At 36.9% G+C, this 17,955-nt stretch carries 22 protein-coding genes; 8 read left to right on the top strand and 14 right to left on the bottom strand.

The genetic code is table 11. The features are described from left to right. Nucleotide 1: 1 nt before the first annotated feature. Together FFJ24_RS03090 and FFJ24_RS03095 are read right to left on the bottom strand one after the other, a co-directional pair. Nucleotides 2-205 carry a hypothetical protein gene (locus tag FFJ24_RS03090; RefSeq protein ID WP_025143129.1) on the bottom strand — a complete coding sequence of 68 codons (204 nt, stop codon included), beginning with the start codon at nucleotides 203-205 and terminating at the stop codon, nucleotides 2-4. Nucleotides 206-274: 69 nt separating this feature from the next. Continuing rightward, nucleotides 275-1,291: an acyl-CoA reductase gene (locus FFJ24_RS03095; protein WP_138822454.1), complete on the bottom strand. Its 1,017-nt coding sequence runs from the start codon at nucleotides 1,289-1,291 to the stop codon at nucleotides 275-277. A gap of 79 nt (nucleotides 1,292-1,370) precedes the next feature. Here FFJ24_RS03095 and FFJ24_RS03100 point away from each other — a divergent pair, with 79 nt between their 5' ends. Together FFJ24_RS03100 and FFJ24_RS03105 are read left to right on the top strand one after the other, a co-directional pair. Further along, nucleotides 1,371-1,721 carry a 4Fe-4S dicluster domain-containing protein gene (locus FFJ24_RS03100; protein ID WP_025143125.1) on the top strand — a complete coding sequence of 117 codons (351 nt, stop codon included), beginning with the start codon at nucleotides 1,371-1,373 and terminating at the stop codon, nucleotides 1,719-1,721. 88 nt (nucleotides 1,722-1,809) lie between these two features. Continuing rightward, nucleotides 1,810-2,241 (top strand): GNAT family N-acetyltransferase, encoded by a 432-nt coding sequence (locus FFJ24_RS03105; RefSeq protein ID WP_138822456.1) that lies wholly within the window; start codon nucleotides 1,810-1,812, stop codon nucleotides 2,239-2,241. A gap of 63 nt (nucleotides 2,242-2,304) precedes the next feature. Here FFJ24_RS03105 and FFJ24_RS03110 read toward each other — a convergent pair whose 3' ends face one another. Further along, the gene (locus tag FFJ24_RS03110) at nucleotides 2,305-2,757 is read right to left on the bottom strand and encodes a universal stress protein (RefSeq protein ID WP_138822458.1); all 453 of its coding nucleotides are present in this window, start codon (nucleotides 2,755-2,757) and stop codon (nucleotides 2,305-2,307) included. 109 nt (nucleotides 2,758-2,866) lie between these two features. On the opposite strand from FFJ24_RS03110, the gene FFJ24_RS03115 reads away from it, so the two are divergent. Beyond that, nucleotides 2,867-3,652, top strand: coding sequence for a C40 family peptidase (locus tag FFJ24_RS03115; RefSeq protein WP_138822460.1), 786 nt, complete (start codon nucleotides 2,867-2,869; stop codon nucleotides 3,650-3,652). A gap of 38 nt (nucleotides 3,653-3,690) precedes the next feature. Next, the gene (locus FFJ24_RS03120) at nucleotides 3,691-4,413 is read left to right on the top strand and encodes a carboxypeptidase-like regulatory domain-containing protein (RefSeq protein ID WP_138822462.1); all 723 of its coding nucleotides are present in this window, start codon (nucleotides 3,691-3,693) and stop codon (nucleotides 4,411-4,413) included. Between the two features lie 7 nt (nucleotides 4,414-4,420). On the opposite strand, the gene FFJ24_RS03125 is transcribed toward FFJ24_RS03120, so the two are convergent. The 11 genes from FFJ24_RS03125 to hisG all read right to left on the bottom strand — a co-directional run bounded on the left by FFJ24_RS03125 (nucleotide 4,421) and on the right by hisG (nucleotide 13,934). Beyond that, the gene (locus tag FFJ24_RS03125) at nucleotides 4,421-5,317 is read right to left on the bottom strand and encodes a WD40 repeat domain-containing protein (RefSeq protein ID WP_138822464.1); all 897 of its coding nucleotides are present in this window, start codon (nucleotides 5,315-5,317) and stop codon (nucleotides 4,421-4,423) included. Nucleotides 5,318-5,423: 106 nt separating this feature from the next. After that, nucleotides 5,424-5,948, bottom strand: a complete 525-nt coding sequence (locus FFJ24_RS03130; protein ID WP_138822466.1) for a hypothetical protein — start codon at nucleotides 5,946-5,948, stop codon at nucleotides 5,424-5,426. 56 nt (nucleotides 5,949-6,004) lie between these two features. Beyond that, nucleotides 6,005-6,367: a hypothetical protein gene (locus FFJ24_RS03135; protein WP_138822468.1), complete on the bottom strand. Its 363-nt coding sequence runs from the start codon at nucleotides 6,365-6,367 to the stop codon at nucleotides 6,005-6,007. A 91-nt stretch (nucleotides 6,368-6,458) separates the two neighbouring features. Continuing rightward, nucleotides 6,459-7,061, bottom strand: a complete 603-nt coding sequence (hisIE, locus tag FFJ24_RS03140; protein ID WP_138822470.1) for a bifunctional phosphoribosyl-AMP cyclohydrolase/phosphoribosyl-ATP diphosphatase HisIE — start codon at nucleotides 7,059-7,061, stop codon at nucleotides 6,459-6,461. Between the two features lie 60 nt (nucleotides 7,062-7,121). Beyond that, complete coding sequence (hisF, locus tag FFJ24_RS03145; protein WP_138822472.1) at nucleotides 7,122-7,877, bottom strand: imidazole glycerol phosphate synthase subunit HisF; 756 nt, start codon at nucleotides 7,875-7,877, stop codon at nucleotides 7,122-7,124. 91 nt (nucleotides 7,878-7,968) lie between these two features. Next, nucleotides 7,969-8,718, bottom strand: coding sequence for a 1-(5-phosphoribosyl)-5-[(5-phosphoribosylamino)methylideneamino]imidazole-4-carboxamide isomerase (gene hisA / locus FFJ24_RS03150; protein WP_138822474.1), 750 nt, complete (start codon nucleotides 8,716-8,718; stop codon nucleotides 7,969-7,971). A 1-nt stretch (nucleotide 8,719) separates the two neighbouring features. Then, a complete protein-coding gene (hisH, locus tag FFJ24_RS03155) occupies nucleotides 8,720-9,313 on the bottom strand; it encodes an imidazole glycerol phosphate synthase subunit HisH (RefSeq protein WP_138822476.1) in 594 nt (197 codons plus the stop codon). Between the two features lie 188 nt (nucleotides 9,314-9,501). Further along, nucleotides 9,502-10,635: a bifunctional histidinol-phosphatase/imidazoleglycerol-phosphate dehydratase HisB gene (gene hisB / locus FFJ24_RS03160; RefSeq protein ID WP_138822478.1), complete on the bottom strand. Its 1,134-nt coding sequence runs from the start codon at nucleotides 10,633-10,635 to the stop codon at nucleotides 9,502-9,504. A gap of 1 nt (nucleotide 10,636) precedes the next feature. Next, nucleotides 10,637-11,677 carry a histidinol-phosphate transaminase gene (gene hisC, locus FFJ24_RS03165; protein WP_138822480.1) on the bottom strand — a complete coding sequence of 347 codons (1,041 nt, stop codon included), beginning with the start codon at nucleotides 11,675-11,677 and terminating at the stop codon, nucleotides 10,637-10,639. A 60-nt stretch (nucleotides 11,678-11,737) separates the two neighbouring features. Continuing rightward, nucleotides 11,738-13,033 (bottom strand): histidinol dehydrogenase, encoded by a 1,296-nt coding sequence (hisD, locus tag FFJ24_RS03170; protein ID WP_138822482.1) that lies wholly within the window; start codon nucleotides 13,031-13,033, stop codon nucleotides 11,738-11,740. Between the two features lie 49 nt (nucleotides 13,034-13,082). Continuing rightward, nucleotides 13,083-13,934, bottom strand: coding sequence for an ATP phosphoribosyltransferase (gene hisG / locus FFJ24_RS03175; protein ID WP_138822484.1), 852 nt, complete (start codon nucleotides 13,932-13,934; stop codon nucleotides 13,083-13,085). Between the two features lie 274 nt (nucleotides 13,935-14,208). Here hisG and FFJ24_RS03180 point away from each other — a divergent pair, with 274 nt between their 5' ends. From FFJ24_RS03180 to FFJ24_RS03195, 4 genes are all read left to right on the top strand, one after another. After that, the gene (locus FFJ24_RS03180; protein ID WP_138822486.1) at nucleotides 14,209-15,771 is read left to right on the top strand and encodes a L,D-transpeptidase family protein; all 1,563 of its coding nucleotides are present in this window, start codon (nucleotides 14,209-14,211) and stop codon (nucleotides 15,769-15,771) included. A gap of 73 nt (nucleotides 15,772-15,844) precedes the next feature. Continuing rightward, complete coding sequence (locus FFJ24_RS03185; RefSeq protein WP_210419448.1) at nucleotides 15,845-16,537, top strand: NUDIX domain-containing protein; 693 nt, start codon at nucleotides 15,845-15,847, stop codon at nucleotides 16,535-16,537. A 68-nt stretch (nucleotides 16,538-16,605) separates the two neighbouring features. Beyond that, entirely contained in the window at nucleotides 16,606-17,439 is an 834-nt protein-coding gene (gene prs, locus FFJ24_RS03190) for a ribose-phosphate diphosphokinase (protein WP_138822488.1), read from the top strand. 6 nt (nucleotides 17,440-17,445) lie between these two features. After that, nucleotides 17,446-17,931 (top strand): nucleoside 2-deoxyribosyltransferase domain-containing protein, encoded by a 486-nt coding sequence (locus FFJ24_RS03195; protein WP_138822490.1) that lies wholly within the window; start codon nucleotides 17,446-17,448, stop codon nucleotides 17,929-17,931. Nucleotides 17,932-17,955: the final 24 nt, after the last annotated feature.

Here is a 17,955-nt window from a genome sequence, read left to right on the forward strand (position 1 = left end):
ATTATATTTCCAATTTTGCAATCTGCCCGAAAGGCAAACCTTTAACCATTTCCATAATGTAATCCTGCTTGTCACCAAGTCCGAGTTTTTCCAGCGATTTGTCAGGTCTATCCACCCTAAAGTAAGCCAAGAGCGTAAACTTATCATCTCTTAACTGTACGTAATCCGGAATTTTGGCTATGCCTTTAACTTTAACGATATACATTGTGTCCAAAAGTAGCTATTTAAGCTGAAACACCAAAGGAGAAAGCTGAAAGACTAAAGTTGAGAAATTCTAATTTAGGTGGTTTAAGAACTCAACTGTATTCACGTTATCGGCATAATCCCAAAGTTTTGGATGCTGGCTTTGGCCAAAATCAAAAGTGTTAACGTTTAACGGCGATTTGGTGATGATACACTGAATTTTCTCTGCATTTTCCCTTAGTTTATCTTCTACTTCTTGTAGGTTATCATACTCTTCATAAAAAAGTACAGCTAAGGGAGAAGTTAAGCTTTCATCTTCTTTTAATAACAAAAAGCCATTGTCGAAGTGTTTAGCGGCATTAACCAGATAGATAGATTTATTATAATCGTAGTTGTTATTGTATTTAAAATGGTTGATAATGGGCTGGAAACTTTCAATCCCTTCGTAAAAATTTGCAATGTCGTAATCTTTAGGGAAATAGATTTTAGATACATTTCTACAGCCCAATCCAAAATAATCAAATATATCGGCACCTAAATGCTGTATATCTTCAAAACTTTCGGTACCATTTAAAACTGCTACACTATTTCTGTTTTTCCTGATAATATTGGGTACTTTACTGAAATAGAAATCAAAATAACGGGATGAATTGTTGCTCCCTGTGGCAATAACCGCTTCAAAATCTTTCAAACGCTCTACATATTCAATTCTGGCCTCAAATGCAGGCTCTATTTTAATCAATTCGGCAAGCACAGCTTTAATCAATTTTTCATCAGCTGAAGAAAGTTTGATTAATGCAATATTTCCGGTAGCCAATACACATAAAACATCATGTAAACCCACCATCGGAATGTTGCCTGCCAGGATCAGTCCCACCTTTTTAGGCGATTGGCTAAAGCCTATTGATTTAAACCAAATGGTTAAATCTGCCTCGTTTAACATCTCAGCAAAAGATAAAACAGATTTTTTTACGTTTTCTAAGGTGAACCATGCATTGGCATTTTCGGCGTTATAAATTGTATTTCCTAGTATGTCAGTAGGGTTTGTAAGCAATATGCCTAGTTTGTTAAAGGCGCTAATTACTTTTTCTTGAGTTAATGCTGACATATTTAGAATTATTATTAAGTGATTATATATTATATTTGCAAGCGCAAAGGTAAACTAAGCAAAAGAATTAGACGAAAACATGGCGATTAAAATAACAGATGAGTGTATAAATTGTGGGGCTTGCGAACCGGAATGTCCAAATAACGCAATTTACGATGCCGGTACTGCATGGCGTTTTTCTGATGGTACAAACTTAAATGGTATCATTGATTTTGGTAATCAACAAATTGAAGCAGATGCTGCTCAGGAAGCAGTTTCGGATGAAGTATATTACATTGTGTCCGATAAGTGTACAGAGTGTAAAGGCTTTCATGACGAGCCTCAGTGTGCGGCAGTTTGCCCGGTTGATTGTTGTGTAGATGACGAAGATATCCGCGAAACGGAAGAAGAATTACTGGCTAAGAAAGCCTGGTTACATCAGGAAGGATAAGCTTCAAAAAAAATATTATAAGGAAAGTCTCGCTTAAAGTGAGACTTTTTTAGTTATAGGAAGTTTTTTATTGACCAAAAATGTAATCATGACCGATAAAATCACAATAGTTCCTTGTGAAAAGGGAAGTATAGTCAAAATTGTTGATGGAATTAATCAATATAATTTGGATAAGGTATCTGCTCTTTCCGATATGTGGACACCATTGGAATATACTGCAAAAAATGAGAATGGAGAAGAAATAGGAGGTGTTCTTGCTGGTATAGGTTATTGGAATGGGTTAGAAATCAACATTCTTTGGGTAAAAGATGACTATAGAAAAAAAGGAATAGGTACCTACATTTTAAAATATATTGAAGACATTGCTAAGTCAAAAGGAGCAACAGTTGCTATGCTTGATACTTTTGACTTTCAGGCAGAAGAATTTTATTTAAAGAATGGATACATGCCAATCGGAGAGATACAAAACTTTCCTAAAGGGTACAAAAGAATTTACTTTTCGAAAAGATTAGACTTTTAAACTAGTGGCTGATATATCTTCTGAAAACTATTATTATGGTCTTTGGTTTCCCCTAAACCCTAACTAATCTATTTCAAATTTATTAGGGATAATCAAAACAGGGCAAGCAGATTTTCTCGCTACATGCTCAGCAACGCTTCCCATTAAAAAGTGGTACAAACCTGTACGACCATAAGTGCCAATTACAATTAAATCAGATCCCCATTCGTCTGATTGTTGGATAATGCCGTGCGCTGCGGTGTCTACTATGCTTAAATAAGTTGTTGTAATGCCCTTACCATATTTTGTTTCCATTTCTTTCAATAGAATATGGCTGTTTTCTTCGCTGTTATCATAAGTTTCTAAAAACACCGGTGCAAGAGTTAAATCGGGATTTACATTAGCTGGAACGGGCTCGATAATGTTGACTAACGCTACTTCTGAACCAAATTTTTCAGCCATGTCGTAACCGGCTTTTGCCGCTTTTTCTGAGCAGGTACTGTTATCAACGGCAATTAATATTTTTTTAAAATTCATGGCGAGCATATTTAAAAGGTGATCATTGTAAAAATAACAAATTTCAAGGTAAAATGTTAGGCAATGGATGTATTTTATTAGTTTTACAATAGTTTAACGGGCAAGTTTAATGGAAAATCAATACGGTATTTGTAGGGTTGCTGTAGCGCCTTTAAGAGCAGATGCATCAGATAAAGCAGAAATTGTTTCGCATCTTTTATTCGGTGATCATGTAGAAATTATTCAAAAGGAAGAGCGTTGGTGGCTGATCCAGAATGGTTACGATGGTTATGAAGGCTGGATGGATTTCAGGCAGTTAGCATCAATCAGTCAGGATCAATTTGTAGAAATGCACGATTGTAAATTATTGGCTCCATTAAGTTTCAGTAATGTGTTAACTGCAACTGATGGTAGTTCCTATCATTTAAGTCCGGCAAGTAATCTTCCTTTTTTAAAAGATGGATATTGTTATGTCGGAGAAGAAAAATTTAAGCTGAATTTCGAAGCATACGATAATCATGCTGTAAATTTTACCGATCGGGTTACCGAAACAGCTAAATTTTTTCAGAATATCCCATATCTATGGGGTGGCAGACATTTATTTGGTCTGGATTGCTCAGGTTTTACGCAAACCGTATTTAAAATGTTGGGCATTAAATTAAACCGCGATGCCTCGCAACAAGCAGAGCAGGGCGAACTGGTAGGCTTTTTGGCGGAGTGTAAGGCAGGTGATGTAGCTTTTTTTGATAATGATGAAGGCAGAATCACTCACGTTGGTATCATGCTGAGCTCAAATGAAATTATCCATTCCTCAGCAAAGGTAAAAATTGATCCGATTGATGATCAGGGGATTTTTAGTAAAGAATTGGGGAAATATTCGCATAAATTGAGAATTATTAAACGTTTTGTGGAATAGTAGCCAAAAATGTATCCTATATAAAAGATACATTTTTTATGCCATCTAAATTTAAAATCCAGATTGCCAAACCTTGCCATGAAGAATGGGAGAGCATGCAACCCAATGTAAATGGTAAATTTTGCGGTTCCTGCCAAAAAGCTGTAACAGACTTTACTCACTTCACAGATGAAGCGCTGAAACACTGGTTTAATGAAAATCAGGGGAGTAGCTGTGGGAGATTTAAACCAGAGCAGCTTGACCGTTTAATCAATGTGAAAGAGAGCTATACATTCAGTAGATTTAAACCAAGCTTAATTACAGCATCTTTAATAGCTTTTTTGAGCTTTCCGAAATTGGCTAATGCAAATATTTCATTATCATATCCAACCTTTCAGACGGACAATATAAAATCTTTAAAAGAAGTTATTTTAGAAAGATCTTGTGAAGATGGATTTGTTACGGTACAAGGAAAAGTTATAGATGGAGATAATAAACTCCCAATTATAGGTGCAGCTATAATGATTAAAGGCTCGAAAATTAGAACAGTTACAGATCGAAATGGAAAATTCGAGTTTAGGCTGAACAGAAAGGAATTTAAGAATAATATTTTTCTGGATCTAAGATATATTGGATATGAAATTAAACATGTAAAGGTAAAGCTAGAGAAAGATAAAGTGGTTTTTATAAAAATGAAGATGGATAGTTATGTTTTAGGAGGGTTGGCCATTATTAAGCAACCTACATTTTTAGAGCGAATAAGTCAATTGCTAAATGGCTAGGTTAAATCTACTCCATCTCCCAAACTATTACCTGCCTGTCATCTCCTGTAGAAATCAGATATTTGCCATCACGGCTCCAGATAATTTTATTGATGGAATGGCTATGGCCAATACCTGCCTTTTCTAAGCTTAAAATTTTATATAATTTAAAATTTTCTGCATCCCAAAGTTTAATGCTTTTATCCTGACTGCTTGTAGCAAAATACGGAAGGGTAGGATGAAAGGCAATATCGTAAACAGTAAACATATGTGCCGGAACCGTTTCCCTCAATGTATAATTGGGGAGATTCCATACTTTTAACTGGGCATCCCTGCTTCCCGAAATCAGGTATTTGCCTGTAGGGTGATAAGCCAGAGATGTTACAGGTAATGAATGACCTTCGAGGGATTGTTTTAAACTATAATCGGCAAGGTTATAAATCCTGATCAGGTGATCTTTACAGCCGAAAGCCAATTCATTTTCATTTGGTGCAATTGCAATGGCCCTCACGGTATCGTAAGCTACCTGGAAACGGTAAATTTCCTTAAAATCATTTAAAGACCAAACCGCAACAGTGCCATCCTCACCTGTGGTTAAAAGCTCATTTTTACTTTTTACCGTTTGTATATCGAAAATAGGTTTAGTATGCGCATTAATCCTTAAAATTACCTTTTGTTCTTTTAGGTCGTAAACACTAAAAGCACCGCTCCGTTCTCCAACAAACAATTGCTCATTGTAGTAATGAAGGCAATAAACAGAACTTTGTACCGGCATTTTAACCTTCACAAAAGACATGTTAAGTAGCGACCATTCTACTACGCCCTTATCATTTCCAGCGCTAAAAAATATGCCATCTTCGTCAGCGTTGGCTAAAGCGTAAACAGGGTTTTGATGTCCGGGTAAGGTGTGTAGATGTTTGAGCATGTGGGGAAGGTTGGAAGGAGGGAAGGTTGGAGGGTTGAAGGATATTTAAACCCTTACCTTTCGGCCTTTTACCTCATTTGTATCTTTTTTCTAAATCAGAATTAGGTTAATTTGCAAATATCTTTGGGAAATTTATTTCTTCGCCAAATTCATCAAATTTCATTTCGTTTAGTCGGTTAAAAATTCTTTCTGAATCTGAAATCGAAATTTCAATGGCTGTACTAAACACTTCAACTAGTAATTTCTCTTCGGTATAATCAATAAAAATCAAATTTATAGTTTCACTTGTTATATCCGTAGCCTGATTAATGGAATAATATTTTGATGTTTTAAGTTTAGTTTTCCAAAAGCCATAATTATGTTGATATGAAATATGGCTTGTACTAATGACATAAAACTCTTCTCCAAAAGTATTCCAGAGTAAATACCTACCTAAAGTGAAAAAATATACAATTGGTAATAAAAACGGAAACATATTAGGTTTTTCATCTTGCAAGCTAATGGCAAACCAGAATAAGCCAAAGATCGCAACAGTATTAAAAACGAACAAAAATATCTTTAAGTAATAATTTGTAGGGATTTTATTCCTTACAAATATATTTAGATCATCGAAATTAATATTTGTTTTCAATATAGATTTTATTTATCTGTTTCTTTTAGTTACAATATTAACTCAATTAATAGTTACTACTGAAAAACTTCAAATGGAAAGTCACTAATTTTAGTCCTGAACAAATATAATATAGAAATTATTACTGAAGTTAATAGATAAGATTTTGCCCTTGGGAAGTTTAACTTCTTTAAATTTATTAATGCTAAAATCGCGCAGAGTAGAATAGTTAAGATTAACGCTACCCATTCTCCCATAAACATATTGAATGGTAAACTTGCAATTTTATCAGATTCTGCACTTTCTCCTAAAGCCATCCAAAATACAATTGGAATAATTAAAACGTAAAGTAAAGCACAAATAAAAAAAGCTCCGGTAATGACCAATAAAAAATGCCAGATCAAAATTTTTGACTTTATGATCGCATTAATTTTATCCAATATTTTTTATTATTTGTATCTTTTATTTTAGATTTAAAGTGGGGCTTTAGCATTTAAAACCTTACACCCTCAACCCTCCAGCCTTCTACCTTTATTGATGTCTTTTCTCTAAATTTTTAGCGATATCCTGGATAGATAAACCTTTTTCTTTCAATAAAAATAATAAGTGAAAAACAAGATCTGATGCTTCTCCAATAAGTTCTTCTTCTGTTTCAGCAAGCGCAGCAATTACAGTTTCTACACCTTCTTCGCCAACTTTTTGCGCAATTTTATTTAAACCTTTGTTGCGCATTTTGTTGATGTAAGAACCCTCAACCGGATTTTCATATCGATCATTAATAATGTTTTCGAGTTCGAAAATGAAATTCTGATTGAAATCTGTCTTAAAACAGTTGCGGCTTCCGGTATGGCAGGTTGGGCCAACGGCATCAGCCTTGATCAGAATGGTGTCATTATCACAATCAACAAAAAGTTCTTTAACAAACAAAAAGTTATTGCTGGTTTCACCTTTTGTCCAAAGGCGGTTTTTAGAACGCGAAAAGAAAGTTACTTTGCCTTTTGCCTGCGTTTTCTCCAGTGCTTCAGCATTCATATAGCCCAGCATCAAAACCTCTAAAGTTTTATAATCCTGAATAATTACGGGAATTAAACCCTCTGTTTTCTCCCAATCAAGGGAACTGGTATTGATTGTCATTTTATTTTTTTATTTCGGAAAGACAGACCCATGACTCTGGACTGCCGGCTCCGGACTTATTTATATTCTTACCGGAATGTGATTCCTTTTTAATTCTTGTTTTAAATCAGGGATCAGAATTTCGCCATAATGAAATACCGAGGCTGCAAGTGCGGCATCAACATTGGCTTTTTGGAAAACCTCTGTAAAATGTTCCATGCTACCTGCTCCACCCGATGCAATAATCGGGATATTGATCATTTGGTTTATTTTGCCTAACAATCCACAATCGAAACCCGCTTTGGTGCCATCGTGATCCATAGAAGTTAACAAAATTTCTCCTGCACCTAAATCTTCCGCCTGTTTGATCCAGTTTTCGGTTTCCAGCTCGGTAATTAATCTGCCGCCATTTAAGTGGACCATGTTTTTGTCGTTTACATGTTTAGTATCGACTGCTAAAACCACAAATTGTACCCCGAAGGTTTTGGCAAGGTCTTCAATCAGTTTAGGGTTACGTACGGCTGCAGAATTAATACTTATTTTATCTGCACCTGCATTTAAAAGGGCATCAGCATCTGCAATTTCTGTTATTCCACCACCAATGGTAAAAGGAATATTTAATTGCCTGGCAACCGATTTAACCATTTCGATCATCGTTTTACGACGTTCATGTGTGGCCGTGATATCCAGGAAAACTAACTCGTCGGCACCTTGTTGTGCGTATTGGGCCGCCAGTTCGACAGGGTCACCTGCATCGCGTAAATCAACAAAGTTTACACCTTTTACCGTGCGGCCATCTTTAACGTCTAAACAAGGAATTATTCTTTTTGAAAGCATATTTTATTTGGTTGTCATGCTGAGGAACGAAGTATCTTTTTCATCGGGTGCAGATCCTTCATTCTTCAGGATGACATAAATATTTATGGAATTAAATCGAACTCAAAGCCTTCAAATTCCAATCCTTAATCTCTTCAATAGTTATCCGGTCTTCGTAAATTGCTTTTCCGACTACTACACTTCTGATTGGGTATTTGGCCAATTCGTAAATATCTTCCATCGAACTCACTCCGCCAGAAGCAATTAATTTAATCATTGGAGAGTGTTCGAGCAGTTTTTTGTACAACTCAACAGCTGCACCACCTAATTTTCCATCCTTACTGATATCGGTGCATAAGAAACGGAAAAAACCAAGTGAAAGGCATTTATCCACATAATCCATCAGTTTAATCGGCGAGCTTTCCATCCAGCCGGAATATTTAATTACTTCATCCAAAACGTCGATTGCGATGACAATGCGGTTTGCATAATCGTCTTTTTTAGCAAAAGCTTCACTTAGTTGAGGTAAAAAATCAGGATTGGTAATGGCCTGCGTACCTACAATTACACGGTGGATTCCGGCATCAAGCAGGTTAGTTACCTGCTCAATGGTTCTGATCCCACCGCCGTACTGCACTTTCATCTCGGTTTTTTTAATGATCTCGAAAAGTGATTTTTGGTTACTAAAATCGCCTTTTGCTCCATTTAAATCAATAATATGGATAAAATCTGTACCATTTGAGCGGTATTTTTCTATCATTTCGGCAATAGAAACATCGTACTCTGTTTTTTGGTTGTAATCGCCTTCACGCAGACGGACTACTTTTCCATCCAAAATATCAATAGCAGGTATTATGTACATTTTATAAGCTTAAGTTTGAAAAATTTTTTAATACTAATTCGCCGGCTTTTCCCGATTTCTCAGGATGGAACTGAACGCCGTAAAAATTGTCTTTTTGTACCGCAGCCGAAAACTTTAAACCATAGTCAGCAGATGCGATGTCAAAAGTAGGGTTATATTCAATAAAGTACGAATGCACAAAGTAAAATTGTGTATTATCTTCAACACCAGTAAATAGCGGATTGTTTTTTGTGCTCACCGCATTCCAGCCCATGTGTGGTATTTTGATATTCAGTGACTTATCGAATTTTTTGGTTTTCACAGGAACGATATCTAAAAGAGTCGCATCGCCCTCTTCCGAATACCCGGTAATGAGCTGCATACCCACACAGATGCCAAGCACGGGTTTGGTCAGTTTTTTAATGGCTTCAACAAGGCCGGTGCCTTTTAATTTTTCCATGGCGGCCCCCGCATGGCCAACACCAGGGATAATGATGTGGCTATATTTTTCGAGGTCATCTTCTGTATTTACCATGCCGTAGGTCACATTTAAGCGGTCTAGTGCTGCGGTAAGGGAGAAAATGTTGCCTGCTCCGTAATTTATAATTCCAACCATAGTTTAATAGTTCAGATTTCTCTTTTATAGGTTTGAAAATGAATGTCAGTTTTTCATGGGTACTGTATTCCCGCTATTCGTTTCAAGTCCCGATGAAGAATCGGGAGCTTTCCACTGCTATCGGGTTTATTTAACAGCGGGTTAGCTTCAAAACCCTCCGCCTTAAGCCTTTCATCCTTTCACCTTTCTTACAACATTCCCTTTGTGCTTGGCAATACCATTTTCTCAGCATCACGTTTAATGGCCATTTTAATGGCTTTGGCGAAAGCTTTAAAAATAGCCTCAATTTTATGATGTTCGTTATCGCCCTCAGCTTTTATGTTCAAATTGCATTTTGCGGCATCACTGAAAGATTTAAAAAAGTGGTAAAACATTTCTGTAGGCATATCGCCCACTTTTTCGCGTTTAAACTCCGCATCCCAGACAATCCAGTTTCTTCCACCAAAATCAATGGCAACCTGTGCCAGGCAATCGTCCATTGGTAAGCAAAAACCATACCTTTCGATGCCTAGTTTATTGCCTAAACCTTTGGCAAAAGCTTCACCTAATGCAATTCCGGTGTCTTCTATGGTGTGGTGCTCATCGATGTGCAAGTCACCTTTTGCAATCACCTCTAAATCTACACTTCCATGTCTGGCAATCTGATCAAGCATGTGATCGAAAAAGTTCAATCCGGTTTCGATTTTTGCTTTTCCTGTTCCGTCCAGATCAAGGTTAATGGTAATATCGGTTTCGTGCGTTTTGCGCTCATGGTGAATTTTTCTGCTTCCTGCTTTGAGCAAGTTATAGATATCTTCCCATTTTTTCGTTTCTAAAATGATAATATCTAAAAGCGTTTCATGTTTATCCAATGCCTCTGTAGAGCCCAATGCATCATTCTGACGTATGAAAATGGCTTTGGCACCAAGATTTTTGGCTAAAACCACATCATTTAAACGATCGCCGATCACAAAAGAATTTTTCAGATCGTAATCTTCGCTGAAATATTTTGTTAATAAAGCCGTGCCGGGTTTACGGGTAGGGGCATTGTCTTTTGCAAAAGTTCTATCTATTACAATCTCGCTAAAATGAACGCCTTCTCCTTCAAAAGTATCCAACATGAAATTATGGATTGGCCAGAAATTTTCTTCAGGATTTGACAATGTTCCCAGTCCATCCTGGTTGGTTACCATCACCAGTTCGTAATCCAGCTCGGCTGCAATTTTCGATAAATAATATAACGATCGCGGATAAAATTTAAGCTTTGCAAAACTATCTACCTGTTCATCATCAGGCTCAATATTTAAGGTTCCATCGCGGTCGATAAATAGTACTTTCTTCATTTTAAAATTTTTCTAAAACAGTTAATAGTTTGTCGTTTTCTTCTTTCGTGCCAACAGTAATCCTTAAACAACCTTCGCATAAAGTTACTTTAGAACGGTCGCGTACAATGATGCCCTCATCTACCAAAGTATCATAAATCTTCAAGGCGTTGGTAACTTCTACGAGTATAAAATTTGCATCAGATGGATATACTTTTGTTACTGTATTTATACTGTTTAATGCGATTGATAAACGCTGTCTTTCTGCAACAGATTCTTTAATCCAATCGTTCACCTGGGCAATATTTTTTAAGGCTTCGAAAGCTAAATCCTGAGTAGCCTGATTGATGTTGTAAGGTGGCTTAATTTTGTTCAAAACATCGATCACTTTTGTTGAAGAAAAAGCCATGCCCAAACGTAAAGCGGCAAGTCCCCAGGCCTTCGAAAAAGTTTGCAAAACAACGAGGTTTCCGTACTCGGTTAACTCCTGTATAAAGGTCTTCTGACGGGCGTAATTTATATACGCTTCGTCTACTACAACGATGCCGTTAAAGTTGGCTAAAATGGTTTCAATATCTTCACGGTTTATCGAATTTCCGGTTGGATTATTTGGTGAACAAATGAAAATTAATTTGGTGTTTTTATCGATCGTTTCGGCGATCTTTTCCATGTCCAACTGAAAGTTGGTAAGCAGGCTTACTTTGCGTATTTCTACATCGTTTATATTAGCCGATACTTCGTACATTCCGTAAGTTGGAGGCAGTACAATTACGTTGTCTTTTCCGGGATTACAGAAAGCGCGGAATAATAAATCTATCGCTTCATCGCTACCATTTCCTAAAAAAGTATTTTCAATTGGCACACCTTTTATTTTACTAATTGCATCTTTCAAATCCAGTTGCAAGGGATCTGGGTAGCGGTTGTAATTTGCCGGTAATGGCGAACCATAACTGTTCTCGTTCGCATCTAAAAAAACAGATGCCTGGCCTTTAAATTCGTCCCTGGCAGTAGAGTAGGGGCGAAGGTTTTTTATATTTTCTCTTACTAAATCGTTAATGTCCATTTTTTAAGGTAAAAGGTAAAAGGTAAAAGGTAAAAGGGATTGGCATGTTGCCTTAATCTTCTATCTTATTCCTTCCACAGTTTTTAATCTAATTGTAATTGCATTTTTATGTGCTCCCAGGCCTTCTGCTTCTGCAAGGATCTCAACCGTTTTACCAATATTATCTAAGCCTTCACGTGATAATTGCTGAAAAGTGATCTTTTTAAGGAAAGCATCCGTAGATACGCCTGAATAAGCTTTTGCAAAGCCGCTGGTTGGTAAAGTATGGTTGGTTCCCGAGGCATAGTCGCCGACACTTTCTGGCGTAAAGTTACCCAAAAACACCGATCCTGCATTGATAATCAAAGGAATAAGGCTCTGAAACTGCTCTGTAGCCAATATTAGGTGCTCAGGTGCATATTCGTTAGAGAATTGCATCGCTTGCTCCAGATTTTCTGCTAAAACCGCATAAGAATTGGCGATTGCTTTGGCTGCAATATTTTTCCGTGGAAGAATAATCATCTGTTTTTCAACTTCTTTTAATGTTTCAGCGATGATATGACTAGAATTAGACAGTAAAATAGCCTGACTATCAGCTCCATGTTCTGCCTGTGCAAGTAGGTCAGCAGCAACAAATGACGGATTGGCAGTCTCATCAGCAATAACCAATACTTCCGATGGTCCGGCAGGCATATCAATAGCTACTTTATTTTGAACCATCGTTTTTGCCGTTGTTACATAGCGGTTGCCGGGGCCAAAGATCTTATACACCTGTGGTACACTTTCCGTTCCGAAAGCCATAGCAGCTACTGCTTGTGCACCTCCGATCAGGAATACTTTTTCGATACCCAATAGCACCGCACAATAAGCCAGATAACAATTGGTTTTTCCATCACTTTGCGGGGGAGAGCATACCACAATTTCTTTACAGCCTGCAATGATTGCAGGGGTTGCGAGCATTAAAAAAGTACTCGGTAAAACAGCCGTTCCACCGGGGATATAAAGTCCTACTTTTTCAATTGCTCTAAACTCGCGCCAGCATACAACGCCTGGCATCGTTTCTATTTTATCTTCAGTTTTTAACTGCGACTGGTGAAAAGTTTTGATGTTCTGGTAAGCTGTATCAATGGCTTTTTTTGCTTCAGCCGGAATGGTAGATGCAATTGCTTGCAATTCTTCAACATCTAGAAACAGCTTCTGCAAATCAACTTTATCAAACGCTTTTGCGAAGTTGAAAAGTGCCTGGTCGCCATCTTTTTTCACCGTGCTGATGATGTCAATTACCCGTTCTTCAACCAATTTATCGTCTTCAATCTGCCTTGAACAAAGTTCTTCAATTTTTGATTTAGATAAATCTGTATAATTGTAGATTTTCAATGTTTTATAATTTAAAATTAACTAATAGTTAATGTGGGTTTAAACGATTTTACTTGATTATTTTCTCGATGGGCATTACCAAAATGCCTTCAGCACCTGCTGCTTTTAAACTGTTTATTTTATCCCAGAAATCTTCCTCGGCAATTACAGAATGAACGGCTACCCAGTTCGGTTCGAAGAGTGGAACTACCGTCGGACTTTTAACACCCGGAAGTAAATCGACTACTTTTTGAAGGTTATCTTTTGATACATTTAGCACCACGTATTTGTTCGATTTTGCGCTGAGCACAGAGCGGATGCGTTGAAGCAATTCTGCAACTTCGGGATTGTCGGCTATCGATTTGTTTCCGATTAAAACTGCTTCAGATTGCATCACATCCGCGAAAGGTTTCAGGCCATTGCTTTTTAATGTTCCACCAGTTGAAACGATATCAAAAATGGCATCACTTAAACCTAAACCCGGACCAATTTCTACGGACCCTGAGATGGTTCTGATATCCGACTTGATGCCTTTTTCCTGTAAGAATCTTTCGAGGATTACAGGGTAAGAAGTAGCAATTGCTTTACCGTTTAACTCTTCCAGTTTTTGGATATTACTGGTGGCCTGAACAGCAATTTTTAAAGTGCATTTTCCGAAACCTAATTTTTGTAGATAGTCTACTTCGGCTTTGGTTTCTACGATTACATTTTCACCAACAATACCTAAGTCGGCAATGCCATCCTGCACGTATTCCGGAATATCATCGTCACGAAGGAAAAGAATTTCTAAAGGGAAATTGGTAACGGTTGAGATAAGTGAACTTTTGTAGTTTTCGAAAGATAAACCACAGTTTTTAAGTATTTCTACAGATTTTTCGTTTAATCTACCCGACTTTTGGATAGCAATTTTAAGTGTTTTCAAAGTATTGAATATAGAGTGAACAAGAAATTATTTTACGGAAAAAAGTTTTGAAGTACAAAACAAACATATCATATCGCCTATCGGCGATGGTGTAAATGTAAGTGATGGTTCAAAGTTAAATTCATAAATTATTTCTGCCAGTATCAATGCTTTAGCTGATAAGCGCTGGCAAATATAGTGTTTGAAATGGGAAAACAAAAAATAATGGCACTTAATTTGTCATTATGCTGTTTTTGTTCCCAATAACCATTATTTATATTAAAATTTTACAAGTTTGAAAAAGTTTCGCTTTCTAATACTACCCTTTATTTTATTTGTTTCAGCCTGTGGATGGTTTAAAAGCCCACCAGAGATCGGCAAAGTACTGTCTGAGCATTTCAAAAATAAAATTTATAAAGATTTTGATACTGTAGCTTATGATAGTGTTTTTGTGAAAACAATAGACAGTCTTTCAAGTAAATTTGTTAACCCTAAAACTATAAAAGCATTTTATGCCAATAATAATGCTCAGCCTAAATTGGTTACGCAATTCTATATTAATGGAGAACTGGATTCATTAGTGAGTTATTTAGATCAAAGCAAGGTGCATGGCTTTAATCCCAAGATTTTTAAAGGAGACGAAATTAAAGCCCTGTTGGACGAATTAACTACCAATAAATTTAAAAAAGTGGAGGAAAGTTATCCGGTAATTGCCAAACTAGAACTGTTATCGGCAAATGCTTATCTGAATTATAACAACTACCTGAAATATGGCGTGATAAATCCCCGTTCTATTTTCTCACGGTATTACATAAAAGTGAGGCGTCCGGACAGCGTTGGAATGCTTAATCTTTTGAACAGTAAAAACATGTTGGATACTTTAAGAGCTGTTCAGCCAAAGTCGGTTCAATATAAAGCTTTACAGCGCGCCTATTTGAATACAGATTCTGAAAGTGAGAAGCGGATTTTATTATTGAATATGGAACGTTTCCGTTGGAAAATGCCAGAGACTGGAGACAATTATGTGCAGGTAAATATTCCTGATTTTAGATTGACCTGGCTTGATAAAACAGATACCGTAATTACGATGAAAGTTTGTGTTGGTGGCAAGCGCGAAAATGGTTACGAAGAGAAGCTTAAGGCCTTTGCAAAATCGGGTAATTTAGATGATAAACCGAAGAATCATGAAACACCTTTATTGTTCAGTAAAATCAATTCCATTCAGGCCAATCCCATCTGGAATATTCCGGTAAGTATTGCCCAAAGTGAAATCTATTGGATGGCAAGAAAAGACCCCTTTTATTTGTCGAACAGTAACATTAAAGTTTACTATAAAGATAAGCTAATTGGTGAGCCTGATACCATCAATTGGAACAAGTATTCAAGGGATAAATTACCATTCAAATTTAAACAGGGATCGGGTGGCGGAAATGCCTTAGGAAAGTTCAAATTTATCTTCGATAATAGCTCGAGTATTTACCTGCACGATACCAATAACAAGAACGGATTTAACCTAACCAATCGGGCCATTAGTCATGGTTGTGTGCGGATTGAAAAACCGCTTGAATTTGCCGAACTTCTGGTAAAAGATTCTTACACTTATGACAAGTTAAGAGCGGAAGTTGATTTACCACCAATAGATAGTACGCATGTAAAATGGTATAAAAAACGCATGGCCCAAAAGGCAGATACTACGAAAACTTTTCAGTTAAAACCAGCGTGGTTCGGACCGAAAAAAGCCGTTCCATTAATTATCACATACATTACAGCCTGGTCGCAAAATGATAAGATTGAATATCGACCAGATGTGTATGGCATGGATGAGAAACTTTGGGCTGCGATGAAGAAGTTTAGGTAAAAAATTAATCAGTAGCATTCGGTCTTTCTTGTTAAAAGAGTTAACTTTGTGTTGTTTTTACACAAATTAAGGAATGATCGATCAAAATATCAAAATCGCTGTCGATGCCATTGTTTTTGGCTACGAAAAAGGGACGCTTTATGTATTGGCTGTTCAGCAGCGCTTTGGTAAACTGGCCGATCGTTGGGTGTTGCCCGGTGGTTTTATTTTGGATGATGAACCTTTAATAACCGCAGTAGAGCGTGAGCTTAAGGAAGAGGCCGGGATAACTGTAAATTACCTCGAACAGTTGAGTACTTTTGGCGATGATATTAAACGCGATGAACGTTTCAGGGTAATTTCTGTAGCCTATTTTGCATTGGTAAATCCGAAAAATTTTGTGTTAAAAGCCGATACCGATGCAAAAGATGCCAAATGGTTTCCTATTAATGAAATTCCACGATTAGGGTACGACCATAATGAAATGGTTAACTTTGCACGTCTGCGGTTAAAAAGCAAACTCACTTATCAGCCCATCGGATTTGACCTTTTGGATCAGGAATTCCTCTTCTCCGATCTCGAAAATTTATACTGTTCCATTTTGGAAAGGGATATTGATAGAAGAAATTTCAGAAAAAAGATATTAAGTTTTGGAATTGTTACAGAAACTGATAAAGTTATTAAAATAGGCTCCAGCGGGCGGCCAGGCAAACTTTTTACCTTTGACAAAGCTAAATACAATCAGCTTTTAAAGGAAAATTTCCAGTTTGATATTAGGTTTGCGTAAAATAAACGCAAATTATTCTTTGCATTTTAAAAATCATTTTTATATTTGTGTAAATAATACGCAAATATATGTTGAATCTAAATCCAAGTTTTACTCCGCTAGGCGAAAATAACTTAATCGAATACAAATCTTTCTTATTCGCAGGGGGCGAACCACACATTAAAATTTCAAATCATTTTGATGTCAGTCTTCCGGTTACCATTACACACCGAATAAATTCTTTTAATGATTTAGGCATGATCTGCATTACCGTTGATGCTTTGAAAAGAATGGGTGTGAAGGAAATTAATCTTTTTATTCCATATTTTCCAGCAGCAAGGCAGGATAGGGTGATGATTCCAGGCGAACCTTTATCTGTAAAAATTTATGCCGATATCATCAATGCAATGACTTTGGAAAGTGTAACCATTTTCGATCCACATAGCGAAGTAACCCCGGCATTGCTCAATAACTGTGTTGCCATTTCTAATCACGAATTTATAAAACAGGTTATCGAGAAAATTGGAAACGATGTAAAACTCATTTCTCCTGATGGTGGGGCTTTAAAGAAAATTTATAAAGTTTCTGAGTTTTTAGGAGGTGCTGAAGTGGTAGAGTGCTCAAAAAGCCGTGATGTAAAAACAGGGAAACTTTCAGGGTTTAAAGTATACAGCGATGATCTGGGTGATGCCGATTGTTTAATCGTAGATGATATCTGTGATGGTGGTGGTACATTTATCGGTCTGGCCGAGGCATTAAAGGCTAAAAATGCAGGGAAACTTTATTTAGCGATTAGCCATGGCATATTTAGCAAAGGCTTTGATGAATTAGGCAAATATTTCGAACAGATTTTTACTACCGATTCCATTAAAGAAGTTGATCATGCCGGCGTAACGCAGATAAAATTAATGGACATTTTATAAAATAATATGAGAACGATACTTCCTCCACAGATTATTACTCCATCCGATGTTTCGGTGTTTTTGGCCGGAACCATTGATATGGGAAATTCGATCGATTGGCAACAAAAAATTATCGATCAGGCAAATAAAGAAGAAACTTTAGATGGTGTAGTCGTTTTCAATCCACGAAGAAAATCCTGGGATCAAAGCTGGACGCAGTCGATCGACAACGTGCAGTTTAGCGAGCAGGTTAACTGGGAACTGGATACGATGGAGAACGCAGATGTGATCTTGTTGTTCTTGGAAAGTAATTCTAAGTCACCCATTTCAATGATGGAACTGGGGTTATTTGCTGATTCTGGTAAGTTAATGGTTTGTTGTGAGGAAGGATTTTGGAGAAAAGGCAATATTGATATTGTTTGTAAAAGAAAAAGCATTGACCAGTACGATACTTTCGATGAGCTTAGCGCTGCTGTAATTGCAAAGCTTAAAAAGTTGGTAGAAAGTAAATAGAAATTGATTTTAAGAACAATTGGT

Origin of the sequence: Pedobacter sp. KBS0701, from assembly GCF_005938645.2 — a bacterium.
In the GTDB taxonomy this organism is placed as follows: Bacteria; Bacteroidota; Bacteroidia; order Sphingobacteriales; family Sphingobacteriaceae; genus Pedobacter.